Genomic DNA, 20,196 nt, shown 5'->3' with positions numbered 1-20,196 from the left:
AATGTTCCTGTTTCGCTGGCTGAAGCGCATCGTCAAGACGATCCTGTGGCTGATCGTCATCGTCGTCCTGATCCCGGTCGTCGGGCTGAGCTATGGCTTCCTGACGACGTCGTCACTCGACAAGGCGCCGCTGCCCGGCATTGCCGACGGCGCGCCGCCCAAGGCGCTGGCCGACAAGGTTCGCGCCGAAATCCCCGGCTATCAGCGGCCGGAGGAATCGACCTTCCTCACCTACCCGGAATGGGCGATCGTCTACGCCGCGCGCGAGTATGCCGGCTTCGTCGACAAGAACCAGCCGAGCGGCTTTCCCTATTGGTCCTATGTCGGCCGCTTCTGGCAGGACTACGCCATGGTGATCCGCGCCAGCTCTCCCTACAAGTTCAACTATGCCAACCACCAGATGCTGGTCATCATCGGCACCAGCCACAGCATCGAACATATCCTGCAATGGGCCTATGAGAACACGGTCGGTCGCGTGACCGAGGCGACCGCTGGCAAGCGCACCGCCGCCGACATCTATCAGGCCAAGGTGGCGGCCGACTATGCCGCTTTCCTCGACCAGGTGCCGTGGTATCAATTTCCTTATGCCGAGAGGCGCGCCGGCCTGTTTGCCCTGCAGCCGGCGCCGGGCGACAGCTCCATCCGCACCAGCGAACGTAAGCTTGCCTTCGGCCTCGCCGACACCATCAAGCAGGGCTACGCCGACCTGATGAAGCAGGCACTCGCAGCCACGTCCCCACCAGCCTTCCTCGACATCCATGTCTGGGCCAAAGGGCCGGTCGGCGAAGCGACACGCAACGAGCCCGATACATTGCTGGAGCGCGACTACGGCGCCGACGGCGCCGTCTTCGTCACCAAGCGCTACCAGGTGTTTACCGAGATGATTCCGCGCCTGATCGACAAGGGCGTCTCCTTCGTCGAAATCGGCGGCAATGACGAGATCATGGTCACCGTGCTTTCGACCGACTCGATCGCTGTGCCCGAAGGCATCCGCATCCTGTTCAGCTACCCGCTGCCGGCCGACCCGGCGACGCGCCGCACCGGGCTGACCGTCGCCGTGCGCAAATTGCATCTCGTGCTGCCGGCTCTGATCAAGTCAGGCGCCAGGCTCGAACACGTCTATGATTATTGAAACGATAGCCAAGCAATGCGCAGACTGATCCGCATCGTCGGCTGGCTTGCGCTCACGCTGGTCGCGCTCATTGCGGTCGTGCTTGTCGGCTTTCGCGGCACGGCGGCGCTGCGAGAGAACCTGTCACCCGAGGAGGCAGCTCCGGCGGGAGCGCTGTTTGCCACCGTCGATGGCCTCAGGATCCACTACCAGGTTTGGGGACCGCAGGACGGGCCGCCGCTTATTCTGTTCCACGGCACGGCCTCCTGGGCCGAGACCTACCGCGATATCGCCGCGCCATTGGGAGAACAGGGCTTTCGCGTCATAGCGCCCGACATGCCTCCCTTTGGCTATTCGCAAAGACCGGCCGACCAGGACTATTCCCGTGCTGCCCACGCAAAACGCGTCCTCGGTTTCGCCGACGCGCTCGGCCTGCGCCATTTCAGCATCGGTGTCCATTCCTATGGCGGCGGTGGCGTGATCGAAGCCGCCTTCGAGGCTCCGGCTCGCATCGACTCGCTGATCCTGCTCGACGTCGCACTTGGCCTCGGCCGGACCGAGGCGCCGACAATGCCATTTGCCGCTCTCCTGAACCTGCGATGGCCTCGCGAACTGCTCACTGCCTCGACCTTCACCAATCCGCTCATGGTCGGACCGGGTCTGCGCTCGTTCATCGAGAACGACGACGTGGTCACGGCTGAACGCATCGCGATCTACGCGCGGCCCCTCAATGTCGAAGGCACCACCGATGCGGTCGGCCATTGGCTGTTCAGCGGCCTGTTCAACGACGAACGAAAATCCCTTGCCGCCAACCCCGCGAACTATAGCACGTTTGCGCCGCCCGTCCTCGTCATCTGGGGGCGAGACGATGCGACCACGCCCCTGGCACAGGGTGAAGAGATTGCCGCGTTGTTTCCGCACGCCGAACTGGCGGTTCTCGATGGCGTCAACCACATCCCGCAGGTCGAACGCCCGCACGATGTGGTGCGGCTGATCGCGAACTTCCTCAAACGAATCTTGCCGGCTACTCGATAGATCGACCGTTCGGCGCTCCGCCACGCTCATTCCACAATCGCGGCCAAATCCCGCCTTGTTCGCGCGCGATGGATTGTTGCACGTCGCCCAAAAGCGGAAACCGGGTTTGGGACCGCAACATGCACCGAAATGGGCTGCCGGGGGGCATCTCGAAGGGACAAGACCGTGATCAAGACCGCCCTTGTCGCCATGACCATTGTCGGCTGCGACTGTGACGCCAAGCTTTGCGAATATATCGGCGAGACGCCGGCCAAATGGTCGACGATCGCCGAATGCGAAGCGGCGATGAAGAGCCAGATGCTGCACGAGCGCAATTTCAACTATCCGCTCATCTCCGGCATCTGCCGGACGAAAGGCTCGTCGTCCTCCTCGCAACTGGCCGCGACCGCGTCGCGCCCGGACCTGAAGCCCGCCAGCAGGGTCGTTGAAACCGAAAGCCCCCTGCCGCCGGAATTGAGCCGCCGGCCGAGCGTTCCTGTCGGCGCGCCGACGACGGCCGTGGAAGCGGAGGCCGCCCGGCCCGTCGCCTATGAACAAGTGGTCGATGGCGGAACCGGCGTGCTCTATCGCACGAAGAACGGCTACGCCGTGGTCAAGACCGATCTTGGCCGCGCCGTGTCGGCGACCGCCGATGCGGCGAAGCGGTCGGCCAACTGGCTGGCCGGACTGGTACCGAAGGGCCTGTAGAGCAACTCCAGGGCTAGTGTGAAGCGGTTTTCCCGGGAAAAGCGCATAGCGCTTTCCCTCAGGGGATTGCGCCGAAACAACGCCCCTACAGCTTGACCTTCAGGCTCTGCCAGAACTTGTCGATCAGCGGCTTTTCGGTGGCCGCATCCTCGCCGGCGACGCGGGTGATGAACAACAACCCCTGATCGGCAAGGCCGAAGCCGACGATCTCGAAATCGGCGGTGTCGGTGCGTGTCTTCACCTTGGCGAGAATGCCGGTCAGTTCCTTGCCGTCGGCGAGCTTGCGCGTCGTCGGCTCCTGCGTCAGTTTCGCACCGGCCTGCACCGATTCCTTGGTCATTTCCTGCAGCATCAGCTGGTTGAGCGCCACCGGATTCATCTTGCCGTATTCCTGCACGACGACGATCGTGCCCAGCGCCGACGCCATCAGATACTGCGTGATGTTCCCGCCGAGATCGGTCTTGGTCACCGAAATGTCGCTCGGATGGACGAAGGAGAAACTGCCGCCGGAAAAGGTGGCGAAGTCGTTGCGCTCGAGCGTCACCTTGCTCTGTTTGCCGCCGGGCAGCGTCACGTTTGTGCTCTCGCCCGGATCGATATCGACCGTCACGCCGTCGATCGTCAGCTTGAAAGCCTTGAGATCCTCGGCTCCGGCCGGTCCAGCGCACAGCGCGATAAGGGTGAGTGCCGCCGCTGATACCATCCGCATTGGTTGTTCTCCTGACGTCTATACCACCCCGCTCAAAGCCTTGATGGCACGGTAGAAGGTCGAGGAAAACAGTTCCGTCGGGTCATATTGCCGTTTCGCTGCCAGGAAGGCCGGCAATTCGGGATAGGAGGCCAGCAATTCCCTGGCGGTGTAGTGCAGCTGGTAGGGCAGGAAGAACCGACCGCCATGCTTGATCGTCACGTCGATCAGCGCCCGCGTCAGCGCCCGCATTTTCGTATTGCCGTCGGTATCGGTCGGCTGGTTGATGTAGAGCACCAGCGAATAGGCCGGCTCCGGCGCGTAGGTCAGCGCGACATCCTCCTTGTGGACGATGCGCACCGAGGCATTGAGCACCGGCAGCGGTTGGTTGCGCAGGATTTCGCGCGCTTCCGAAATGAACTCGATATAGGCGGCGCGCGGGATGAAATACTCGTGCAGGATGTCGGTCTCATCCATCAGGTCGTTGAACAGATAGGGCACCGAATCATGCATCGGGTTGTTGCGGGTGACGAGACAGGCCTCGCCCTCGGCCATGGCTGAAGTGCGCGCCACCGTGCAGCTTTCGAATTTCGGTTCCAAAGTCTTTTCGGTGAACCACTTCAACTCCTGGAACAGGCTGCCCCATTTCGCCAGATTGATGAGCACCCGCTTCAACCCCACCGAACCCGGCTCGCCGATCCCAGGCTGGTCGGCCGGCGGCTGGTCGGCCACCTTGTCGTAGCGATAGACGATCATATCCTCGAGGAAATTGCCCGGCGCCGTCGACAGATGGCCGTAGAACAGGCCGATCTCCTTGTTCGGCTCCAGCACGTCGGCGAAGAATCTCGGGAAATCGTCCGATTTGATGATCTCGCGTGAGGTGCGGTAGACTGTGTTGTCGACGATATCGAGAGTCGCCTCCAGCACCACGCCGAACAGGCCGTAGCCGCCGACGACGTGGCGGAACAGCTCGATGTCCTCGGTTGGCGAGCAGGTCGTCACCGAACCATCGGCCAGCATCACCCGCATCGAGCGGATCGAGCCGGCAACTGAACCCGCCTGATGGTCCATGCCATGCGCGTTGACCGACAGCGAGCCGCCGACCGAGAAGATGTCGGTCGACTGCATCGCCTTCACCGCGAAGCGCGGATGCAGGAGGTTCTGGATATCGTGCCAGCGCGCGCCCGGCTGCAGGGTCATGGTCTTCGCCGCGGCATCGACGGTGACCTTGTTGAACTTTCTGAGGTCGAGCACCAGCGCGTTGTCGTCGAAGGCATGCCCGCCCATCGAGTGGCGGATGGCGGCCAGCGAGATTTTCAGCCCGTTGGCGCGCGCGAAGGCCAGCGCCTTGGCGATGTGGTCTTCCTCGCTGACCTCGACCACGCCATAGACCGGCGTCTTCGACAGGCCGCTGGCGTCGTTGATGTCGCCGCCTTTTGCCGACCATGGCAGCGAAGGATCGAAGGCCGGCGGGCTGGCAATCGGCTTCAGCGGCAGTGCGATGCCGTCGACATCGGCGATGCGTCCGGCGTTCTTCGGTCCCGAAGGCCCTCGCGCCAGCCGCGCCACAGTGGTGCCGCCCCACAGCACCGCGCCGCCGAAGACAGCCACACCCAGCAGCAATCGCCGCGACAGGCGAAACCCTTTTTGTTCCTCGGCCATGGATATCCCCCGTTAGCCAAGGGATAGCGCGGCTCTTTGGCAAAAACCATAGCAGTGCATGGCGGAGCCGAGGCGTTGTTACGGGATCAAGGCGGCCAATGATGAGGTTCAGGCGTCACAAAGGTGATCTCGAAGAGTTGCGCTGCCCCTCATCCGCCTGCCGGGCGATGAGGGACAGCGCCCTATCCATCAAAGATTGGGCTTACGAAGACTTCTTGATCGACGTCACCATGCCGGTCTTGTCATCGACCGTCACCGCCACCTTGGCGCCGACCTTCAGTTTGCCGACCGCCGCTTCCGGCGACAGCTGGTAGATCTTGCCGTCGTCGAGGGTGATCGACTTGGTCGTCGGATCGACCGACTGGATGGTGCCCTGAACGGTCGCGGCATAGGCCGTGCCGAGGAAGGCGAGCAGGGCGGCGGTGGTTGCGAGGGTCTTCTTCATCGGTAAGCACTCCGTGCTGTTTCGGTTTCCCGGGGCTGCCGTCTTGGGCAACGACAGCACCGAACGGCCTGAAACTGAAACGGAAAGCTCCTCCTCCGCAAATCACGTTGGGTGAATTTTCGCAAACAATATCATAGGCTTAATTCCGACACATTGCCTGCCGTCGATGCAAACTCTGGCCACTTCGGTTCCCCCTGGCAAGGGCACTTCCTTCCACGAAAAGAGTCACTTGGCCGATTGTGGCCGGCGGCTTTCGATCACCACGCGGCAGCCGCATTCCACCTCGGGCGGCATCACGAAACAGACTGCTGGCCGATCATCGGTACAAAATTTGTTTCATGGATCAGTTCAAACCGCCCCCAAATGCGGGATGAAACTCGCGCTCCGGTTGCAATCCGGGAATGGATGCAGGATGGTGTCGACCGTCGCGATGAAGCGGACCGTCCATGAAGCTTGCAGTCCGGACCATGATATCCCTGATGCTGGCGTTTGCTCCGGGATTGGCCGGCGCACAAGGCATTGATCCGGACGACGACAAGACGGTTATCTTTACTCCCGGCGATCCCGATATGGCTCTGGCTATCGCGAAGGCGCGCGCCAGACTGGATGAATTCCTCGCCTTGTCCGAGGCTCCTCCCCCTGGGACAGACAGGTTCAAACCGAAGGTCAAGGTGCGGGACGGGAATGTCACCGAACACTTCTGGGTCATACCGTTCCGCCGCACCAAGACCGGTTTTGTCGGTATATTGGCGAACCAGCCGGAAGGGGTGCACACCGTCGTCCTCGGCCAGAACATAGAATTCACCAGGGACGATATTTCCGACTGGGGGTACACGCGCGGCGGGCGTCAGTTCGGCAGCTTCACTGTCTGTGTGATGTTCAAGAAAATGTCGAAAGAAGATGCGGATTACATGCGCGACAAGTACGGCTTCGACTGCTGACGGCGATCAGCCGATCTCGTCCTTCGCGCCAATCTTGCGCACCAGCGCTGCCGTCGCCAGCATGGCACCCATGTCGGCGATCATCGGCGCGACATGCCTCGTGTAGTCGAGCGGCACCGAGATAGCCGGCAGCTCGAAGAAATTCTTCGTCTGCGGCAGCAACAGGAAACCGTCGCTGCCGTTGAGCGCGACGCGGGCCGGATCGTCAGGCCAGGTTTCGCCCAGCCATTTCAGCGCCTGCGCCAGCCGGCCGGTCACCAGCGGCCGCGCAGCCTCGATGTTGTCGGTGCGGAATTCATAGGCGGCGTCGAGCTCGGGCACACCGGACGACAAGTCCTGCATCTTGCTGGCGAACATACCGCGGAAGAAGCCGACGACGGCATTGGTCCGCCGCGTCGCCACCAATATTCCCGGGAACGGCTCGATCGCTTCGAAAGCGACGACGACACCCTTGAAGGCTGTCGATGAACCCTTGCCCGACCCTTCCCGCAGTTCCGCTTCGTAAAGCTCGAACGGAAACTCTTCGTAGCGGCCGGAAACGACATCGTCGAACGACTGCCGGTTGAAAGGCCCAACCGCCTCGCGCGGCAGCCGGTCGAAGGAGTTCGGCCTGCCTCCATGCTGGTAACGCATATCCGCGATGAAGCCGAAGATGATCGGCAGCAACGTGTCGCGGAACGATTGCTGCAGCCGCGTCGCCGGTTTCATGGCCTGGAAATAGAGAAGGATCGAAGCCGCGAAGCCGATGACGTAGAGAAACACATGCGGCGTCGAGAACCATTGCTCATTGGGGTCGGCGACCTTGTTGAACAACCAGGCGATCAGCACCACGAACACCAGCACCAGGCCGACGAACAGCGGCACCCGCCAGCGCACCTGCCGGACCGCCGAAGCCCTCGCCGCCTCATAGGTCTCAATGTCTTTCCGGATGCCGGCCGTGACCGCCTCGCTCGGCATGAAATCCGCCGTTTCCATCGCCACCCCCGCAAGCCTGCCGCTGCCGGCGCATGATAGTCGGTTTTGCCGGGGCCGCCAGACGGTTAAGCGGTGACCCCTTCCTCGCTTGTGGGAGGGAAAATAGCCTCCAGCCGGCCTTTGACCTTGCCGAGCATTCGCCCCTTCAAACCTTCCACCGGCAGCAGCCGCTCATGATCACCGGCGCGCAGCCGCACAAAGGGATGCAGATGGTACGACGCAATGGCGCCGCGCGTGCCCGCATCGGCACTGACATCGACGATGAATATACCTCCAATGCGCCCCGGCCATGGCTGGCGGGCAAGGGCAGTGCCGAGGAAATCACCGAGCCCATAGGCGACGATCGTCTGGTCGATCCGCTCCACCGGTTGTACGACATGGGCATGATGGCCGGCGATCAGCCCGACGCGCTGCCCGGCCAGCCGCCTGGCCAGCGCCTGCGTCTCGGCGCGCGGAAAATGTCGGAACTCCCAGTCCCAATGCGGCACCGCGCAGAGAAGATCGAGACCGGCGCGCGGCCAGCGCGCCGGATCGCTATCCATCGACACGCGGCCGGCAAACAGGTCTTCATGGGCGTTGCGCCACAGCGTGAAGGCCGCGAAGCCGACTGTCAGCGGCCCGACGGTGACAGGCACTACCGCACCATTGGCGGCCAGGCCGATGCTGCGGATGCCGAGCCGTTTCAGCGCCGCCGCAGTCGCGTCGAAACCGGCGACGCCCTGGTCGAGTACATGATTGTTGGCCAGCGACAGCACGAGCTTTTCGTGTGCGATGCCAACTGCCGCCAACGTCTCGACCAGAAAGCGTTCGCTCATTGCATGATGCGTGCCGAGTTTGGTCCCCAGCACCGCACTTGGTCCGTCCACGATCGGGCTTTCGCAATTGCCAATCACCAGGTCGGCAGCGCCGAGCAACGCCTTGATCGCCGGATCGCAGTCCGGCGTGCCGCGGTTGGCCACCGCCGAGATGTCGCCGATGAAGGCCAGCCGCACCGCCCGCTTCGGCGGTGGTGTCATCATCGTCCCGGCCATCGGCGCGAAACCACTGGCATCACCACCGAGCGAGGGCTTCAGAAAGCGCGGCAGCCACGTCAGTTTGTAGGAAAGAGGATAGTTCGACACGCCCATGCCCAATCGTTTGCCCTGTGTAGACCGTCGGCCTCGAGGGTTGAAGCGCATCCGTCGACAATCGTGCGTCTGCGCCTCGGCGCTGACAGGCGCGGCACCGCAAATGCGTGTATGTTCGCTGACGCGACAAACGCATGGGGAAAAGATGACACGAATAGCAAGCCTGCTGGCATCCGCTTTCATTCTGCTGGTGCCCTTGTCTTCTGCGCGCGCCGCCATGCCCGAGGCGGCAACCGCCTTGTTCGAAGCCAAGACCGTGGCCGCGCGCGACACCGCCCTGTCGACGCTGGAGGCCGCCGCGCCAAAAGATCCGGCGTCAGCCTACGCGGCCGGTGCCGGCGAGTTCTTCACCGCGCTGGAACTGCTGGCCAGTGGGCTGCACCGCCATGGTTTCGAAAGCCCGCAATCGTTCATGCTGCCATTGATGCGGCTGCCGGTGCCGGACAATCCCAACCCAGAGCCACTGACTTATGAGCAGTTCCGCGCCATTCTGGTCGGTTTCCGCGACCGGCTGGGGAAATCCGCCGCCACGCTGGGTTCGGTCCCGGCCGATGCCGATATCGGCATGGTGCTCGACCTCACCCATGTCGGCATCGACCTCAACGAGGACGGCGCGATCAAGCCGGATGAGAGCATGGCCGCCATCATGGCCTCGCTGTCGCGCGCCGGCAGCGCACCGGACGGAGCAGTACCCGCGCTCACCTTCCGCATCGACCGCGCCGACGGCTATTGGCTGCAGGGCTATGCCGAATTCCTGATGGCGCAGGCCGATTTCTGGCTGGCGCATGATTTCAGGAGCACCTTCGACGGCTCATTCCACATGCTGTTCCCGCGCGCCAAACTGCCGTTGCAGGACATTCTCGTGCCGCCGAGCAGCGACATGGGCAGCAGCATCTTCACGTCGGAATGGCGCATCGCCGATTTCATCTCGTTGGTGCATCTGGTCAACTGGCCGGTTGTCGAACCCGAGCGCCGGCAAGCGGCGCGTCGCCACCTGCTCGAAATGATCCGGCTGTCGCGCGAGGACTGGAAGGCGATCCGCGCCGAGACCGACAACGACCGCGAATGGCTGCCGGGACCGCAGCAGAAGGGCGAGAACCCGCTCACCGGCCTTGAAGTCGGCGAAGAGCAGGTCGAGGCTTGGCTCGCCACCTTGACCATGGCCGAGGATCTTCTGGAAGGCCGCTTGCTGCTGCCGCATTTCCGCATCACCGGCAAGGGCATCAACATGAAGCGCTTCTTCGACGAGCCAAAACCCTTCGACCTGGTGCTGTCGATCACCGGCCCGGCCATCGCGCCCTATCTCGAAAGCGGCAAGATCCTGACCAGCGACGAATTCAACCAGATCCAGCGCCAGTTCGGCGGCGCCGGATTCCTGACCTTTGCCCTGTGGTTCAACTAGCGCGCAAATCCGTGCAGCCGGCCGAGCAACCATTGCAATGGATTGGCGACGAAAGCACGCGTGACGAAACTGTCGTGGGCGGCGTCCGAGGCAAGCAAGGCGACGGTGCCGGCTTCGAGGCGGCGCGGCGGATCCGAACTGGCGTCGATACCCTGGCTTGCCAGCAACTGTCTGATTTGCGCATTGCCGGAGGCGGAAGATTTGCCATAGGCGCTGACGAAGAAGCTCTTCCTGTGGCGCGCGGCCCAGTTGGCGAAAATGTCGGCCTCGTCGAACACGGCGTCGAGCAGGATGACGCCGAGCAGACGATTGCCGATGTCGCCATTCCTGAGCACGAAGGCGGCGGGATTGTAGCCGCCGCTATAGGCGACGAGCACCACCGGCATGGCGTCGAATTTTGCTGCCTTGGCGCCGGTCAACTTGCCAAGGCCTTGCGCTGCCTCGGCCATGAACATCGCGAAATGACCGGGCGTCCAGAAATTGCCGGCGCTCGAGTCCTGCGCGTTGCTGGCGAATTGCGGCGCCACCAGCACGGCGTTGAGGCCGGACGCTTCGACCTGCGCGACAACCCGCTGGCGGCCGACGACATCGCGCTGCAAGGTGGCGCCATTGCCATGGAAGAACACCACGATGACTGCCGGCCTGGTCGGATCGAACCCACGTGGCGCCGCCAGCAGCGTGCTGCGGTCGGAATAGGTCTCGTCTTCCCAATAGACGCCGCCACGCGGCGAGGTGTGCCCGCGCCGGCCGTTTGATGTCACGTCGAGAAAAGGTCCGGAGCCATCGGGCAGCTTTCCCCGATAGGGAAAGGGTGATGTCTTGAACGGCACGATGGCCGACAAGGCCTTGCGCAAGCGCGCGCCCTCGCCCGACGCCGGGAACGCCGCCGCGGCCAGCAGTCCGGCGACGATGGTGCGCCGGTCGGGCATCAGGCCGTCACCAGCCGGATGGCTGGCGCCTTCGACGGCAACAGCACGGCAAAGAAGGCCGGGATGGCGACGAGATAGGCGATCGCCGCCCATTGCAGCACCGCGCTGAGGCCGAAGCTTGTGGCGACGATCGGCACGGCGGCCGAGCCAATCACCGAAAAGCAGCCGTTGATGCCCCAGGCCCAGACGAACAGATGCTCCTTGCCGAGCCGCGCCAGCCAGGTCATGGCGGTTGCCATCGGCATGCCCATCAGGAAGGCCGGCGGCGACACCAGAAGGAAGCAGAGCAGCAGCCGGACGGCATAAGGATAGGCGCCGATCCAGTCGAGGACCGGCGACAGATAGAAGCCGTAGGCCAGCAGCAGCAGGCAGATCGCGAGCAGCAGGACAGGCAACAGTGTCCGAGCGCGGTTGAAGATGCGCTCGGCAAACAGGCTGCCGAGACCGGAAAACACCAGCATCGATGAGATCAGCACCGAGGCCGACACGGTCGGATTGGCGAGCGCCACGGTGAAGCGGCTGATCAGTCCGACCTCGACCATGATGTAGCCGAGGCCGAGGCAAGCGAAGTAAAGGATGGTGCCGAGCTTGCCACGCGAGCGCGAGAACACGATGCGCCAGCCGAAGATGACCGGCAGCAGCACCAGCGACGCCGCCGTGATGCAGGCGATGCCGAGCGTCGCCCAGATCAGCAGATAGCCCCAGTCGTCCTGGAACAGGTCGAGCCTGTCCAGTGTCAGCGGCAGGTCGGCGACCTTCACATAAGCGGCGAAGTAGGGCTGGTCGTTGCTCAGCGGACGCACGTCGAACACATAGTCGCTGGCAAGCTTCGCCCAACCACCCGTCAAAAGCGCGTGCCAGGTCATGCGCTGCAGCGCGGTGGCCGGCAGCACGTCGGGGCCGGCATCGGCGCAGGCATCGAGGGTCGGATCGGCTGGTGCTGTCGGGTCGCAGGCTGCCTTGGGAGCGGTCGGGTCGGCCGGCGCCGTCGCATCGGCAGCGGGTTGGGTCAGCGTCGCATCCTGTCCGCTGCCAAAGATCGAGGCGCGATAGTCGTCGAGGATTTTCTGCGCCGTCGAGCCGTCATAAGGCATGCCGGGGTAGTGGACCTCTTCCCACGACATCGACTTGGTGTAGTCGCGCAGCGTCTTGATTTCGTCCGCGCTGAAACCGCCGCGCTTGAACAGCACCGTGGTTGTCGAGAGATAGCTCGACACGGCGAAGATATCGTTGGCCGCACCTTGGCGGTCGAACATCCGGGCCGCCTCGGCGATGGTGGAATAGAGCTTCAGCACCGATTTCGGCGGCTCTTCCTTGTTCCACAAGGTCACCGACAGCACGCCGCCGTCGGCCAGCGCATGCATGTAACTCAGCATTGCCTCGTGCGTGTAGGCGTATTTCTCCGAGATGGCGAAGCCGCCCGGATTGGACAGGCCGACACTGTCGGCGAGGCTGAGGTCAATGACGTCGTAGCGCTCGCCGGTGTTGGCGAGGAACAGACGCCCGTCATAGTCGATCACCTTGAGGCGCGGCTCGGCCAGGATGTCGCCTGTGACATCCTTCAGCAACGGGTCGCGGAACGCCCGCAATGTCATCGGATTGCTCTCGGCAACGGTCACCGAGGTCGATCCGGCGTTGAGCGCGGCCTGGGTGGAGATGCCGCCGCCGAACTGCACGACGAACGTCCTGGGCTTCGCCTTGATGACATAGGGGTAGTGCATCGGCAGATAGCGGAAATAGGCCTGCTCGGCCGGCGCCAGATTGCGCATGATGCCTTCCGGCCCGTCGCCGTCGCGATACATGCCGACATAGGTGTTGGCTGGAACTTCCGGCATGCCGAAGGCGGCATTGTCGCTCAGGCCCGGCGCGAAATGCATGTAGGAACTGGCATAGACCTGCAGGTCGCCAAACGGCGAGACGCTGCGGTAGATCCGCTTGCCGTCCGGAAAGTTGCGGGCATAGGCGACGCCCTTGTACTGCGACACCGCGATGTCGGGTATGCCGAGCAGGCCGGGCAGCATCAGGTAGCCGGCGATCGATAGCGCCGCGACAACCGCGCCGGCGACAACACGCTTCCAGGCACCGAAGGCGAAGAACCACAGCAGCGAACCGGCGGCCCACAACAGCAGCGGCACGACGATGATGGTTTCAGGCGAAAACAGATACATCGACACCAGCACGACGAGGCCGGCGAGCCCGGAGCCGGTGAGGTCGGCGAAATAGACGCGACTGAAGGCGGTGCGGCTTTTCAGGAAGACGATGCCGAGAAAGAACGCGCCGGCCAGGAACGGCAGGAGATAGAGCAGGAAATTGGCCAGCAGCCGCCATTTCTGCTCGGGATCGGAGACCAGGAAGATGGCGTTGAACGGCACCGTCTGGGCAGCGAGGTTGGAGGCGACGGCGAGTGGGCCGACCAGCACCAGCGCCGCCGTGGCGGCTCCTTGCCAGTGCCGGTCGAACCAGTCCTTGCCGGCGAAGATGACGACGCTGGACAGCGAGAAGCCAAGCATGGCGAGGCTGACCACCAGAGAACCGAAATGCGACCAGCTGCCGACGGCGAACACCCGCATGACCGATATCTGCAGCGCGATGATGGCGCCGGCAATCAGTCCGATTGCGAGGTAATGCGCGAGACCAGGCGCCTCCAGCGAGGCGGTGCTTGGTCGGGAGATCGGTGCGACGGCTGCCATGCGGGCCTTTTTATCTGGCGGTTCAGCAAGGCCTTACCAAACGGCCGGCTCAGCTGTTGTGCGTGCCGACGATCTGGTCGCCTTCCATCTTGGTGAAGGGCACGAAAGGCACCACCTTGCCATTATAGATGTCCGAGCGGACGATGTTGAACGTGCCGTCGGCGAGTTGCTCTTTGATCACCTTGAGCACGTGCTGGGCGCCTGGCGGACCGACCGGTATGACCATGACGCCATTCGGTTTGAGCTGCTGCAACAGCGATGGCGGAATGTGGTCGATGCCGCAGGTGACGATGATCTTGTCGAACGCCCCAACACTTTCCCAGCCGTAGTAGCCATCGGCGTTGCGGCTGGTGACCGAGCCGAACTCGCTGTAGCCGCGCTCGATCAGCGCGTCATAGGTGCGGCGGGTGCGCTGCGCCAGCGGATTGATGATCTCGATCGTGTGCACCTTGTCGGTCAGGTTGGCCAGATAGGCCGACTGGTAGCCGGAGCCGGTGCCGATCTCGAGCACGGATTCGCCGAGCTTGACGTCGATGGCCGTCGTCATTCGTCCAACCAGATGCGGCCCGGAAATGGTCACGCCATAGCCGATGTCGAGGAAGGCGTGATCATAGGCGCGCGCCAGATTCTGCGGCAGGACGAACTCCTCGCGCGGCGTCAACAGGAAGGCGCGCTTGTTGCGGTCGTCCAGCACGTCCTTGTTGTAGACCATGATCTGGAAGCGATCGAAGCGCTCGGCCAGCAACTTCGGGTCCTCGCCGCGATTGGCCACCATCCACTCGATGAACGCCTTCTTGTCGTTCACCGGCACTTCGGCGTTGCGATCATACGGCACCGGCACGCCAGCCCTAGCGGCGCCAGGAAGAATGGAAAATGCCGCCGCCCCCGCCGACAGCGTCAAGAAGTCCCGACGCTTCATGGAAAAGCCTCCAAAAGTGGCCTTTGCCACCTCAAACCCAAGCATTTCAATCCGATTGCACTGCCTCCCAAAACGAGTCAATGGCCGTCGAGGGGCAACCGTCCGGGCGATGAATTTGTGGCAGGCGGGCAACAGTTTTGCCGGTGCCGACGGCCTGTTCAGCAGCACTCAATGGCGCGCGACATTGTCGCATGACTCGCTGAACGGCCTTTTTGGTAAATTAGCAAAGGCTGTTTTGCTTGACTTGGGGGACAAAAACAGGCAGCAAAACAGCATTGGAGGGGCTCCAATGCCGCGTTGATGGTCGTGGACAAGCCTTTTGAGGCAAAAAGTCCACGTCGTTCGTTTGGTTTTGAGAGGGATTGATTAACCAACTTTGTCCATATTTTGAAGCAATCGGCAACTAACGACAGGCGCGGCAAACGCGTCGGGGACCACCTGGGATCACTCACAGAATGGTCGTCGCGGCTATAACAGCCGCGGACGTGGGAGCCGATTGGAGCAAGATTGGTGCATGGCGTTCTTGAGTAAAAAAATTGGCGGGGACGAGCGTTGGGACGGCGAGACCGCCTGCGACGCGCCACGGTCCTCTTCCTTCAACCCTGAACGGATCGTCCGCTGGGTCGCGGTGCCCGGTGTCAGCGCGGCCATTGGCCTGTGGCTGGTCGGTACCATGGCCGGCCTGAGTTCCGTCGGCGCCTCGCTGTCGGCGACATCAGGCGGCCTGCCGCAGACGCTTTCGATGCCGGGGGCGCTTGCCCTTGCCGATCCGTTGAAGCAGCGCTTTCTGACATCTTCGGCGCCGTTCGTGCTGCCCAATGCCCATGGCGGCACGCAGGCGCTGCATGATCATGCCGTGCAATGCGGCGCGAGTTGCTTCAAGCTGGCTGCGTTAAACCCGCAGGCTGAGAAATCCGCTCGCCTCGTGGCGCAGGCAAAGCCAGCCCCGATGGTTGTAAAGTCGAAATCGCAAGAGCGTTTCGAGCGCATGGAGGCGTCGCTGTCGCCGGCCAAGCTCGCCGCTGCCTTTGCCGGCGCCGGAAAACCTGTCGTCGCGGCCGACGCATCCGCGCGCCCGGTCATTTCCACCGTTGCGCCGCAAATTGCTGAAGCGTCCCTGGTGCCGTCCGTCAAGGTCATGGCCAGCCTGTCGGATGACATGCCGGCTCCAGCGGCCGAACGCTTCGCCCGGATGGATACCGGCTCCGTCGTCGTGCAGACGGCACCGCAGCCGATGGGCTTTGCCCAGTCGGACGCACAGACGCCAGACAACGCACAGCTGGCGCTTGCCCTCGTCCAGTCGCTGCCGGTCGACGACGAGGCGTTCGCCTCGCCGCTGCCTATGACCGAGTCCTCGGCCGATGTCGCGGTTTCGCCTGTCGAAACCCAGCAGGCACAGCCCGGCGATGCAGCTTCCCTGCCGGATGCGCTGACCGACGACGTGCCGCTGCCGACCCGGCGCCCGCAATTCGACGCGCCGCAGCAGCCCAAGGTCGTACAGCAGTCGACGAAACCCATCCAGCAACAGTCGAAGCCCGTCCAGCAACCGTCGAAGCCTGTCCAGCAGCAGAAGCCCGCCCGTGAGACGGTTCAACAGGCCCAGCCCTCCAGGCCGGCGCGGCAAGGCAGGCCCGGCGAGGGTGACGTGCTGGCCTATGCCAAGCCCGACACACCTTCCGGCGGCCTTGGCCAGGCATTCAAGAACCTGTTCAACTCGCCGGGCTCCAGCAGTGGACCCGGCAATGGCGTCGCCGTCTACGACATCAGCGCCGGGACCGTTTACATGCCTGACGGTTCGAGGCTCGAGGCGCATTCGGGCGTTGGCGCCATGGCGGACCAGCCGCGCTATGCCGATCAGAAGAACCGCGGACCGACACCGCCCAACACCTACAATCTGTCGCTGCGCGAGTCGCGCTTTCATGGTGTGGAGGCTTTGCGCCTGACACCGGTCGATGGCCGCAACAAATACAATCGCGACGGCCTGCTGGCCCATACCTACCTGCTTCGGGGCCGCTACGCCCAGTCGAGCGGCTGCGTCGCCTTCAAGGACTATGCGCGCTTCCTCGCCGCCTTCAAGAAGGGCAAAATCAAGCGCCTCGTTGTGGTGCCGCGCCTGTCGTCTTCGCCGACGCGGGTCGCATCCGCCGCCAGGGGCGCGTAATACCAAGAAGCATTCAGCCGCACTTTCTGCCCTGCTCCTGACAGCCTACTGTCAGGAGCAGCGTTGTCCGATACGCCTCTCCCCACCGCGCTCTTTCCATTTTGGCCAGGAAATCCCATATTCGGGAGATGGCCAAATCCCCCGACAAAAAAACGCCGCCGACGGCGAGTGACGACCGCGCCGCCCCGAAGCAGCGCAGCCCGCTGACCGATTTCCTCGACGCCTCGGAGCCGCTGCACAAGGGCGGCTTTGCCGAGATGCCGCAGGCCGAACTGTCGGGCACGCCGCTGGCTGGTTCGATCGCCGATTGGGCCGAGCAGATCAAGCAGGAAGCCGAGAAAGAGGGGCGCCTCGGCAGCAGGAGCGACGGCGGCAAATCGCCGAAGCCATCGAAAAAGATCCCCGAGCGTTCGTCGTCGCCCGGCCGCACCGCGCGCGGCACCTCGATGGGTGGCGCGGCGACAGCCAGGGAGCGCACGGCCGCCGGCCTCAACCCGGTCGCCGGCCTCGACATCTCGCTCGAAGAAGCCGAGACGATGACCTCGAGCGGCGTCACCGCTACGGTGGCCGCGCTGTCGGCGCTGATCGAATCCGGCAATCCCCTGCACAAGGATGGCGTGTTGTGGACGCCGCACCGCCCTGCCCGCCCGGAAAAATCCGAAGGCGGCATCGCCATCAAGATGGTGTCGGATTTCGAACCTGCCGGCGACCAGCCGACGGCGATCAAGGACCTGGTCGAAGGCGTCGACAACAGCGATCGCACCCAGGTGCTGCTCGGCGTCACCGGCTCCGGAAAGACCTTCACCATGGCCAAGGTGATCGAGGAGACACAGCGCCCTGCCTTGATCCTGGCGCCGAACAAGACGCTGGCCGCACAGCTCTATTCCGAGTTCAAGAAATTCTTCCCCGAAAACGCCGTCGAGTATTTCGTCTCCTACTACGACTATTACCAGCCGGAGGCCTACGTTCCGCGCACCGACACCTTCATTGAGAAGGAATCCTCGATCAACGAGCAGATCGACCGCATGCGCCATTCGGCGACGCGCTCGCTGCTCGAGCGCGACGACGTCATCATCGTCGCCTCCGTGTCCTGCATCTACGGTATCGGCTCGGTCGAGACCTACACGGCGATGACCTTCCAGATGCAGATCGGCGACCGGCTCGACCAGCGCGCTCTGCTCGCCGACCTCGTCGCGCAGCAGTACAAGCGGCAGGACATCAACTTCGTGCGCGGCTCGTTCCGCGTGCGTGGCGACACGATCGAGATCTTTCCGGCCCACCTTGAGGATCGCGCCTGGCGCATCTCGATGTTCGGCGACGAGATCGAGCAGATCACCGAGTTTGACCCGCTGACCGGCCAGAAGACCGGCGAGTTGAAGAGCGTCAAGATCTACGCCAATTCGCACTATGTGACACCGCGCCCGACCCTCAACCAGGCGATCAAGTCGATCAAGGAAGAGCTCAAGCACCGGCTGGTGGAACTTGAGCGCGCCGGCCGGCTGCTCGAAGCACAAAGGCTGGAACAGCGCTGCCGCTTCGATCTGGAGATGCTGGAGGCCACCGGCTCCTGCGCCGGCATCGAGAACTATTCGCGCTATCTCACCGGCCGCCAGCCGGGCGATCCGCCGCCGACGCTGTTCGAATACATTCCCGACAATGCGCTGGTCTTCATCGACGAAAGCCACGTCACCGTGCCGCAGATCGGCGGCATGTATCGCGGCGACTTCAGGCGCAAGGCGACGCTGGCGGAGTATGGCTTCCGCCTGCCGTCCTGCATGGACAACCGGCCGCTGCGCTTCGAGGAATGGGATGCCATGCGCCCGCTCTCCGTCGCCGTTTCGGCAACGCCGGGCGGCTGGGAGATGGAACAGGCCGGAGGCGTCTTCGCCGAGCAGGTCATCCGCCCGACCGGGCTCATCGATCCGCCGGTCGAAGTGCGCCCGGCCAAGAGCCAGGTCGACGATGTCGTCGGCGAGATCCGCGACACCACCAAGGCCGGCTACCGCACGCTGGTGACAGTGCTGACCAAGCGTATGGCCGAGGACCTCACCGAATATCTGCACGAGCAAGGCATCCGCGTGCGCTACATGCACTCCGACATCGACACGCTGGAGCGCATCGAGATCCTGCGCGACCTGCGGCTCGGCGCCTTCGACGTGCTGGTTGGCATCAACCTTTTGCGCGAGGGCCTCGATATTCCCGAATGCGGCTTCGTCGCCATTCTCGATGCCGACAAGGAAGGTTTCCTACGTTCAGAAACCTCGCTGATCCAGACCATCGGCCGCGCTGCCAGAAACGTCGACGGCAAGGTCATCCTCTATGCCGACCAGGTCACCGGCTCGATGGAACGGGCGATGGCAGAGACCGGCCGCCGCCGTGAAAAGCAGATGGAGTGGAACGCGGCCAACGGCATCACCCCGGAATCGGTCAAGTCGCGCATCTCGGACATCCTGGATTCGGTCTACGAGAAGGACCATGTCCGCGCCGACATCTCGCAGTTCACCGACAGCGCCGGCGCCATGATGGGCAACAATCTCAAGGCCCATCTCGACGCCATGGACAAGCAGATGCGCGACGCCGCCGCCAATCTCGATTTCGAGAAGGCGGCCCGCATCCGCGACGAGATCAAGCGGCTGCGCGAGATGGAACTGTCGATCTCCGAAGACCCGCTGGCGCGCGAGATGGAAGGCCAAAGTCCCGCCTCGGGCCGCGAAAAGGGCAAGCACAACAAGGGCGTGGCCAAACATCGTACGACGGAGGAACAGGAGCGTTTCCGCAAGCTCGACGCAGCACGTGCCGCCGAAGAGGCGGCCAAGGCTGCCCGGCCCAACCTCTTCCGCAAGCCGTCGCTCGACGCCATGGGTCCGGGCACCGACATGCCCACGCCCGCAGGCGCGGTGTCCCGATCGCTGTTCAAGAAGCAGTCGGCCGAAGAGGCGCACGGTTCCGATTTCGGCATACCCGGCGACGCCACCAAACCGCTGTTCAAGAAGAACTCGCTGGATGAGATGACGGTGCGGCGGACCGAGACACCCATCGAGGGCGACAAACCGGTCAAGCGCGAGCGCGCCGGCATTGGCTCCTATGAGGATCCCGGCGACGCCCGCCGCGAAAAACGTCGGCCGGGCAAGACGGGCAGGCCGGGACGATAGCGATCCTTCGCGCCCCCCTCTGTCCTGCCGGACATCTCCTCCGAAGGGGGAGATTGGCAGCTTCGCTGAAGCCGATCCTCCGGCCACCTTGGCGATTGGCGAAAGCGGCCGCGACAGCCAATCTCCCCCCGTGTGGGGGAGATGTCCGGCAGGACAGAGGGGGGCGCTGTCCCTCCAACATATGTCCCTTCTATCGGGAACTCTCTCTTGGGCCCGCCCTTGCCAGTTGCGGGTGGAACCGATACGGCCATCCGCCATCCGCCATCCGCCAT

At 63.5% G+C, this 20,196-nt stretch carries 16 protein-coding genes; 8 read left to right on the top strand and 8 right to left on the bottom strand.

What is annotated here, in order from left to right; translation table 11 throughout:
* Position 1 precedes the first annotated feature (1 nt).
* The 3 genes from CGZ66_RS33235 (at position 2) to CGZ66_RS33225 (ending at position 2,833) form a co-directional block, all read left to right on the top strand.
* Complete coding sequence (locus tag CGZ66_RS33235) at positions 2–1,132, top strand: hypothetical protein (RefSeq protein WP_095090900.1); 1,131 nt, start codon at positions 2–4, stop codon at positions 1,130–1,132.
* A 15-nt stretch (positions 1,133–1,147) separates the two neighbouring features.
* Positions 1,148–2,146: an alpha/beta fold hydrolase gene (locus tag CGZ66_RS33230; RefSeq protein ID WP_095090899.1), complete on the top strand. Its 999-nt coding sequence runs from the start codon at positions 1,148–1,150 to the stop codon at positions 2,144–2,146.
* Between the two features lie 165 nt (positions 2,147–2,311).
* Complete coding sequence (locus CGZ66_RS33225) at positions 2,312–2,833, top strand: hypothetical protein (protein ID WP_095090898.1); 522 nt, start codon at positions 2,312–2,314, stop codon at positions 2,831–2,833.
* An 85-nt stretch (positions 2,834–2,918) separates the two neighbouring features.
* Here CGZ66_RS33225 and CGZ66_RS33220 read toward each other — a convergent pair whose 3' ends face one another.
* The 3 genes from CGZ66_RS33220 to CGZ66_RS33210 all read right to left on the bottom strand — a co-directional run bounded on the left by CGZ66_RS33220 (position 2,919) and on the right by CGZ66_RS33210 (position 5,628).
* Entirely contained in the window at positions 2,919–3,542 is a 624-nt protein-coding gene (locus tag CGZ66_RS33220; RefSeq protein ID WP_095090897.1) for a hypothetical protein, read from the bottom strand.
* A gap of 18 nt (positions 3,543–3,560) precedes the next feature.
* On the bottom strand, positions 3,561–5,183 hold the full coding sequence (locus CGZ66_RS33215; protein WP_095090896.1) for an FAD-binding oxidoreductase: 1,623 nt from the start codon (positions 5,181–5,183) through the stop codon (positions 3,561–3,563).
* 202 nt (positions 5,184–5,385) lie between these two features.
* Entirely contained in the window at positions 5,386–5,628 is a 243-nt protein-coding gene (locus CGZ66_RS33210) for a DUF1344 domain-containing protein (RefSeq protein WP_095090895.1), read from the bottom strand.
* A gap of 446 nt (positions 5,629–6,074) precedes the next feature.
* Here CGZ66_RS33210 and CGZ66_RS33205 point away from each other — a divergent pair, with 446 nt between their 5' ends.
* Positions 6,075–6,569 carry a YegJ family protein gene (locus CGZ66_RS33205; protein WP_095090894.1) on the top strand — a complete coding sequence of 165 codons (495 nt, stop codon included), beginning with the start codon at positions 6,075–6,077 and terminating at the stop codon, positions 6,567–6,569.
* A 6-nt stretch (positions 6,570–6,575) separates the two neighbouring features.
* Here the strand turns inward: CGZ66_RS33205 and CGZ66_RS33200 are convergent, their stop codons facing one another.
* The gene (locus tag CGZ66_RS33200) at positions 6,576–7,544 is read right to left on the bottom strand and encodes a DUF3137 domain-containing protein (RefSeq protein WP_095090893.1); all 969 of its coding nucleotides are present in this window, start codon (positions 7,542–7,544) and stop codon (positions 6,576–6,578) included.
* Positions 7,545–7,609: 65 nt separating this feature from the next.
* Positions 7,610–8,665 carry a CapA family protein gene (locus tag CGZ66_RS33195; RefSeq protein ID WP_095091706.1) on the bottom strand — a complete coding sequence of 352 codons (1,056 nt, stop codon included), beginning with the start codon at positions 8,663–8,665 and terminating at the stop codon, positions 7,610–7,612.
* Positions 8,666–8,816: 151 nt separating this feature from the next.
* On the opposite strand from CGZ66_RS33195, the gene CGZ66_RS33190 reads away from it, so the two are divergent.
* Positions 8,817–10,073, top strand: coding sequence for a hypothetical protein (locus tag CGZ66_RS33190; protein ID WP_095090892.1), 1,257 nt, complete (start codon positions 8,817–8,819; stop codon positions 10,071–10,073).
* Here CGZ66_RS33190 and CGZ66_RS33185 read toward each other — a convergent pair.
* Genes CGZ66_RS33185 through CGZ66_RS33175 form a run of 3 tightly spaced genes read right to left on the bottom strand, consistent with a single transcriptional unit; the run spans position 10,070 to position 14,611 of the window.
* On the bottom strand, positions 10,070–11,002 hold the full coding sequence (locus CGZ66_RS33185) for a hypothetical protein (RefSeq protein WP_095090891.1): 933 nt from the start codon (positions 11,000–11,002) through the stop codon (positions 10,070–10,072). The genes CGZ66_RS33190 and CGZ66_RS33185 overlap by 4 nt on opposite strands.
* Complete coding sequence (locus CGZ66_RS33180) at positions 11,002–13,692, bottom strand: spermidine synthase family protein (RefSeq protein WP_095090890.1); 2,691 nt, start codon at positions 13,690–13,692, stop codon at positions 11,002–11,004. The genes CGZ66_RS33185 and CGZ66_RS33180 overlap by 1 nt, the downstream gene beginning before the upstream one ends.
* Positions 13,693–13,741: 49 nt before the next feature.
* Complete coding sequence (locus CGZ66_RS33175; protein WP_095091705.1) at positions 13,742–14,611, bottom strand: protein-L-isoaspartate O-methyltransferase family protein; 870 nt, start codon at positions 14,609–14,611, stop codon at positions 13,742–13,744.
* Between CGZ66_RS33175 and CGZ66_RS39580 the strand changes: the two genes are divergently transcribed.
* The 3 genes from CGZ66_RS39580 (at position 14,610) to uvrB (ending at position 19,924) form a co-directional block, all read left to right on the top strand.
* On the top strand, positions 14,610–14,912 hold the full coding sequence (locus tag CGZ66_RS39580; RefSeq protein WP_143748929.1) for a hypothetical protein: 303 nt from the start codon (positions 14,610–14,612) through the stop codon (positions 14,910–14,912). The genes CGZ66_RS33175 and CGZ66_RS39580 overlap by 2 nt on opposite strands.
* Positions 14,913–15,125: 213 nt before the next feature.
* Complete coding sequence (locus CGZ66_RS33170; RefSeq protein WP_095090889.1) at positions 15,126–16,772, top strand: DUF2778 domain-containing protein; 1,647 nt, start codon at positions 15,126–15,128, stop codon at positions 16,770–16,772.
* Positions 16,773–16,900: 128 nt separating this feature from the next.
* On the top strand, positions 16,901–19,924 hold the full coding sequence (uvrB, locus tag CGZ66_RS33165) for an excinuclease ABC subunit UvrB (RefSeq protein ID WP_095090888.1): 3,024 nt from the start codon (positions 16,901–16,903) through the stop codon (positions 19,922–19,924).
* Positions 19,925–20,196 lie beyond the last annotated feature (272 nt).

The organism is Mesorhizobium sophorae (genome assembly GCF_002270415.1).
Taxonomy (GTDB): domain Bacteria; phylum Pseudomonadota; class Alphaproteobacteria; order Rhizobiales; family Rhizobiaceae; genus Mesorhizobium; species Mesorhizobium sophorae.
This window is presented reverse-complemented; position numbering and strand designations above follow the sequence as displayed.

Excerpts from the sequence above, each read along its gene's own strand:
- CGZ66_RS33175 (WP_095091705.1), bottom strand. The coding sequence starts at position 14,611 with ATGAAGCGTCGGGACTTCTTGACGCTGTCGGCGGGGGCGGCGGCATTT.
- CGZ66_RS33170 (WP_095090889.1), top strand. The coding sequence starts at position 15,126 with ATGGCGTTCTTGAGTAAAAAAATTGGCGGGGACGAGCGTTGGGACGGC.
- CGZ66_RS33200 (WP_095090893.1), bottom strand. The coding sequence starts at position 7,544 with ATGGAAACGGCGGATTTCATGCCGAGCGAGGCGGTCACGGCCGGCATC.
- CGZ66_RS33220 (WP_095090897.1), bottom strand. The coding sequence starts at position 3,542 with ATGCGGATGGTATCAGCGGCGGCACTCACCCTTATCGCGCTGTGCGCT.
- CGZ66_RS33190 (WP_095090892.1), top strand. The coding sequence starts at position 8,817 with ATGACACGAATAGCAAGCCTGCTGGCATCCGCTTTCATTCTGCTGGTG.
- uvrB (WP_095090888.1), top strand. The coding sequence starts at position 16,901 with ATGGCCAAATCCCCCGACAAAAAAACGCCGCCGACGGCGAGTGACGAC.
- CGZ66_RS39580 (WP_143748929.1), top strand. The coding sequence starts at position 14,610 with ATGGAAAAGCCTCCAAAAGTGGCCTTTGCCACCTCAAACCCAAGCATT.
- CGZ66_RS33180 (WP_095090890.1), bottom strand. The coding sequence starts at position 13,692 with ATGGCAGCCGTCGCACCGATCTCCCGACCAAGCACCGCCTCGCTGGAG.
- CGZ66_RS33215 (WP_095090896.1), bottom strand. The coding sequence starts at position 5,183 with ATGGCCGAGGAACAAAAAGGGTTTCGCCTGTCGCGGCGATTGCTGCTG.
- CGZ66_RS33230 (WP_095090899.1), top strand. The coding sequence starts at position 1,148 with ATGCGCAGACTGATCCGCATCGTCGGCTGGCTTGCGCTCACGCTGGTC.
- CGZ66_RS33205 (WP_095090894.1), top strand. The coding sequence starts at position 6,075 with ATGAAGCTTGCAGTCCGGACCATGATATCCCTGATGCTGGCGTTTGCT.
- CGZ66_RS33210 (WP_095090895.1), bottom strand. The coding sequence starts at position 5,628 with ATGAAGAAGACCCTCGCAACCACCGCCGCCCTGCTCGCCTTCCTCGGC.
- CGZ66_RS33185 (WP_095090891.1), bottom strand. The coding sequence starts at position 11,002 with ATGCCCGACCGGCGCACCATCGTCGCCGGACTGCTGGCCGCGGCGGCG.
- CGZ66_RS33235 (WP_095090900.1), top strand. The coding sequence starts at position 2 with ATGTTCCTGTTTCGCTGGCTGAAGCGCATCGTCAAGACGATCCTGTGG.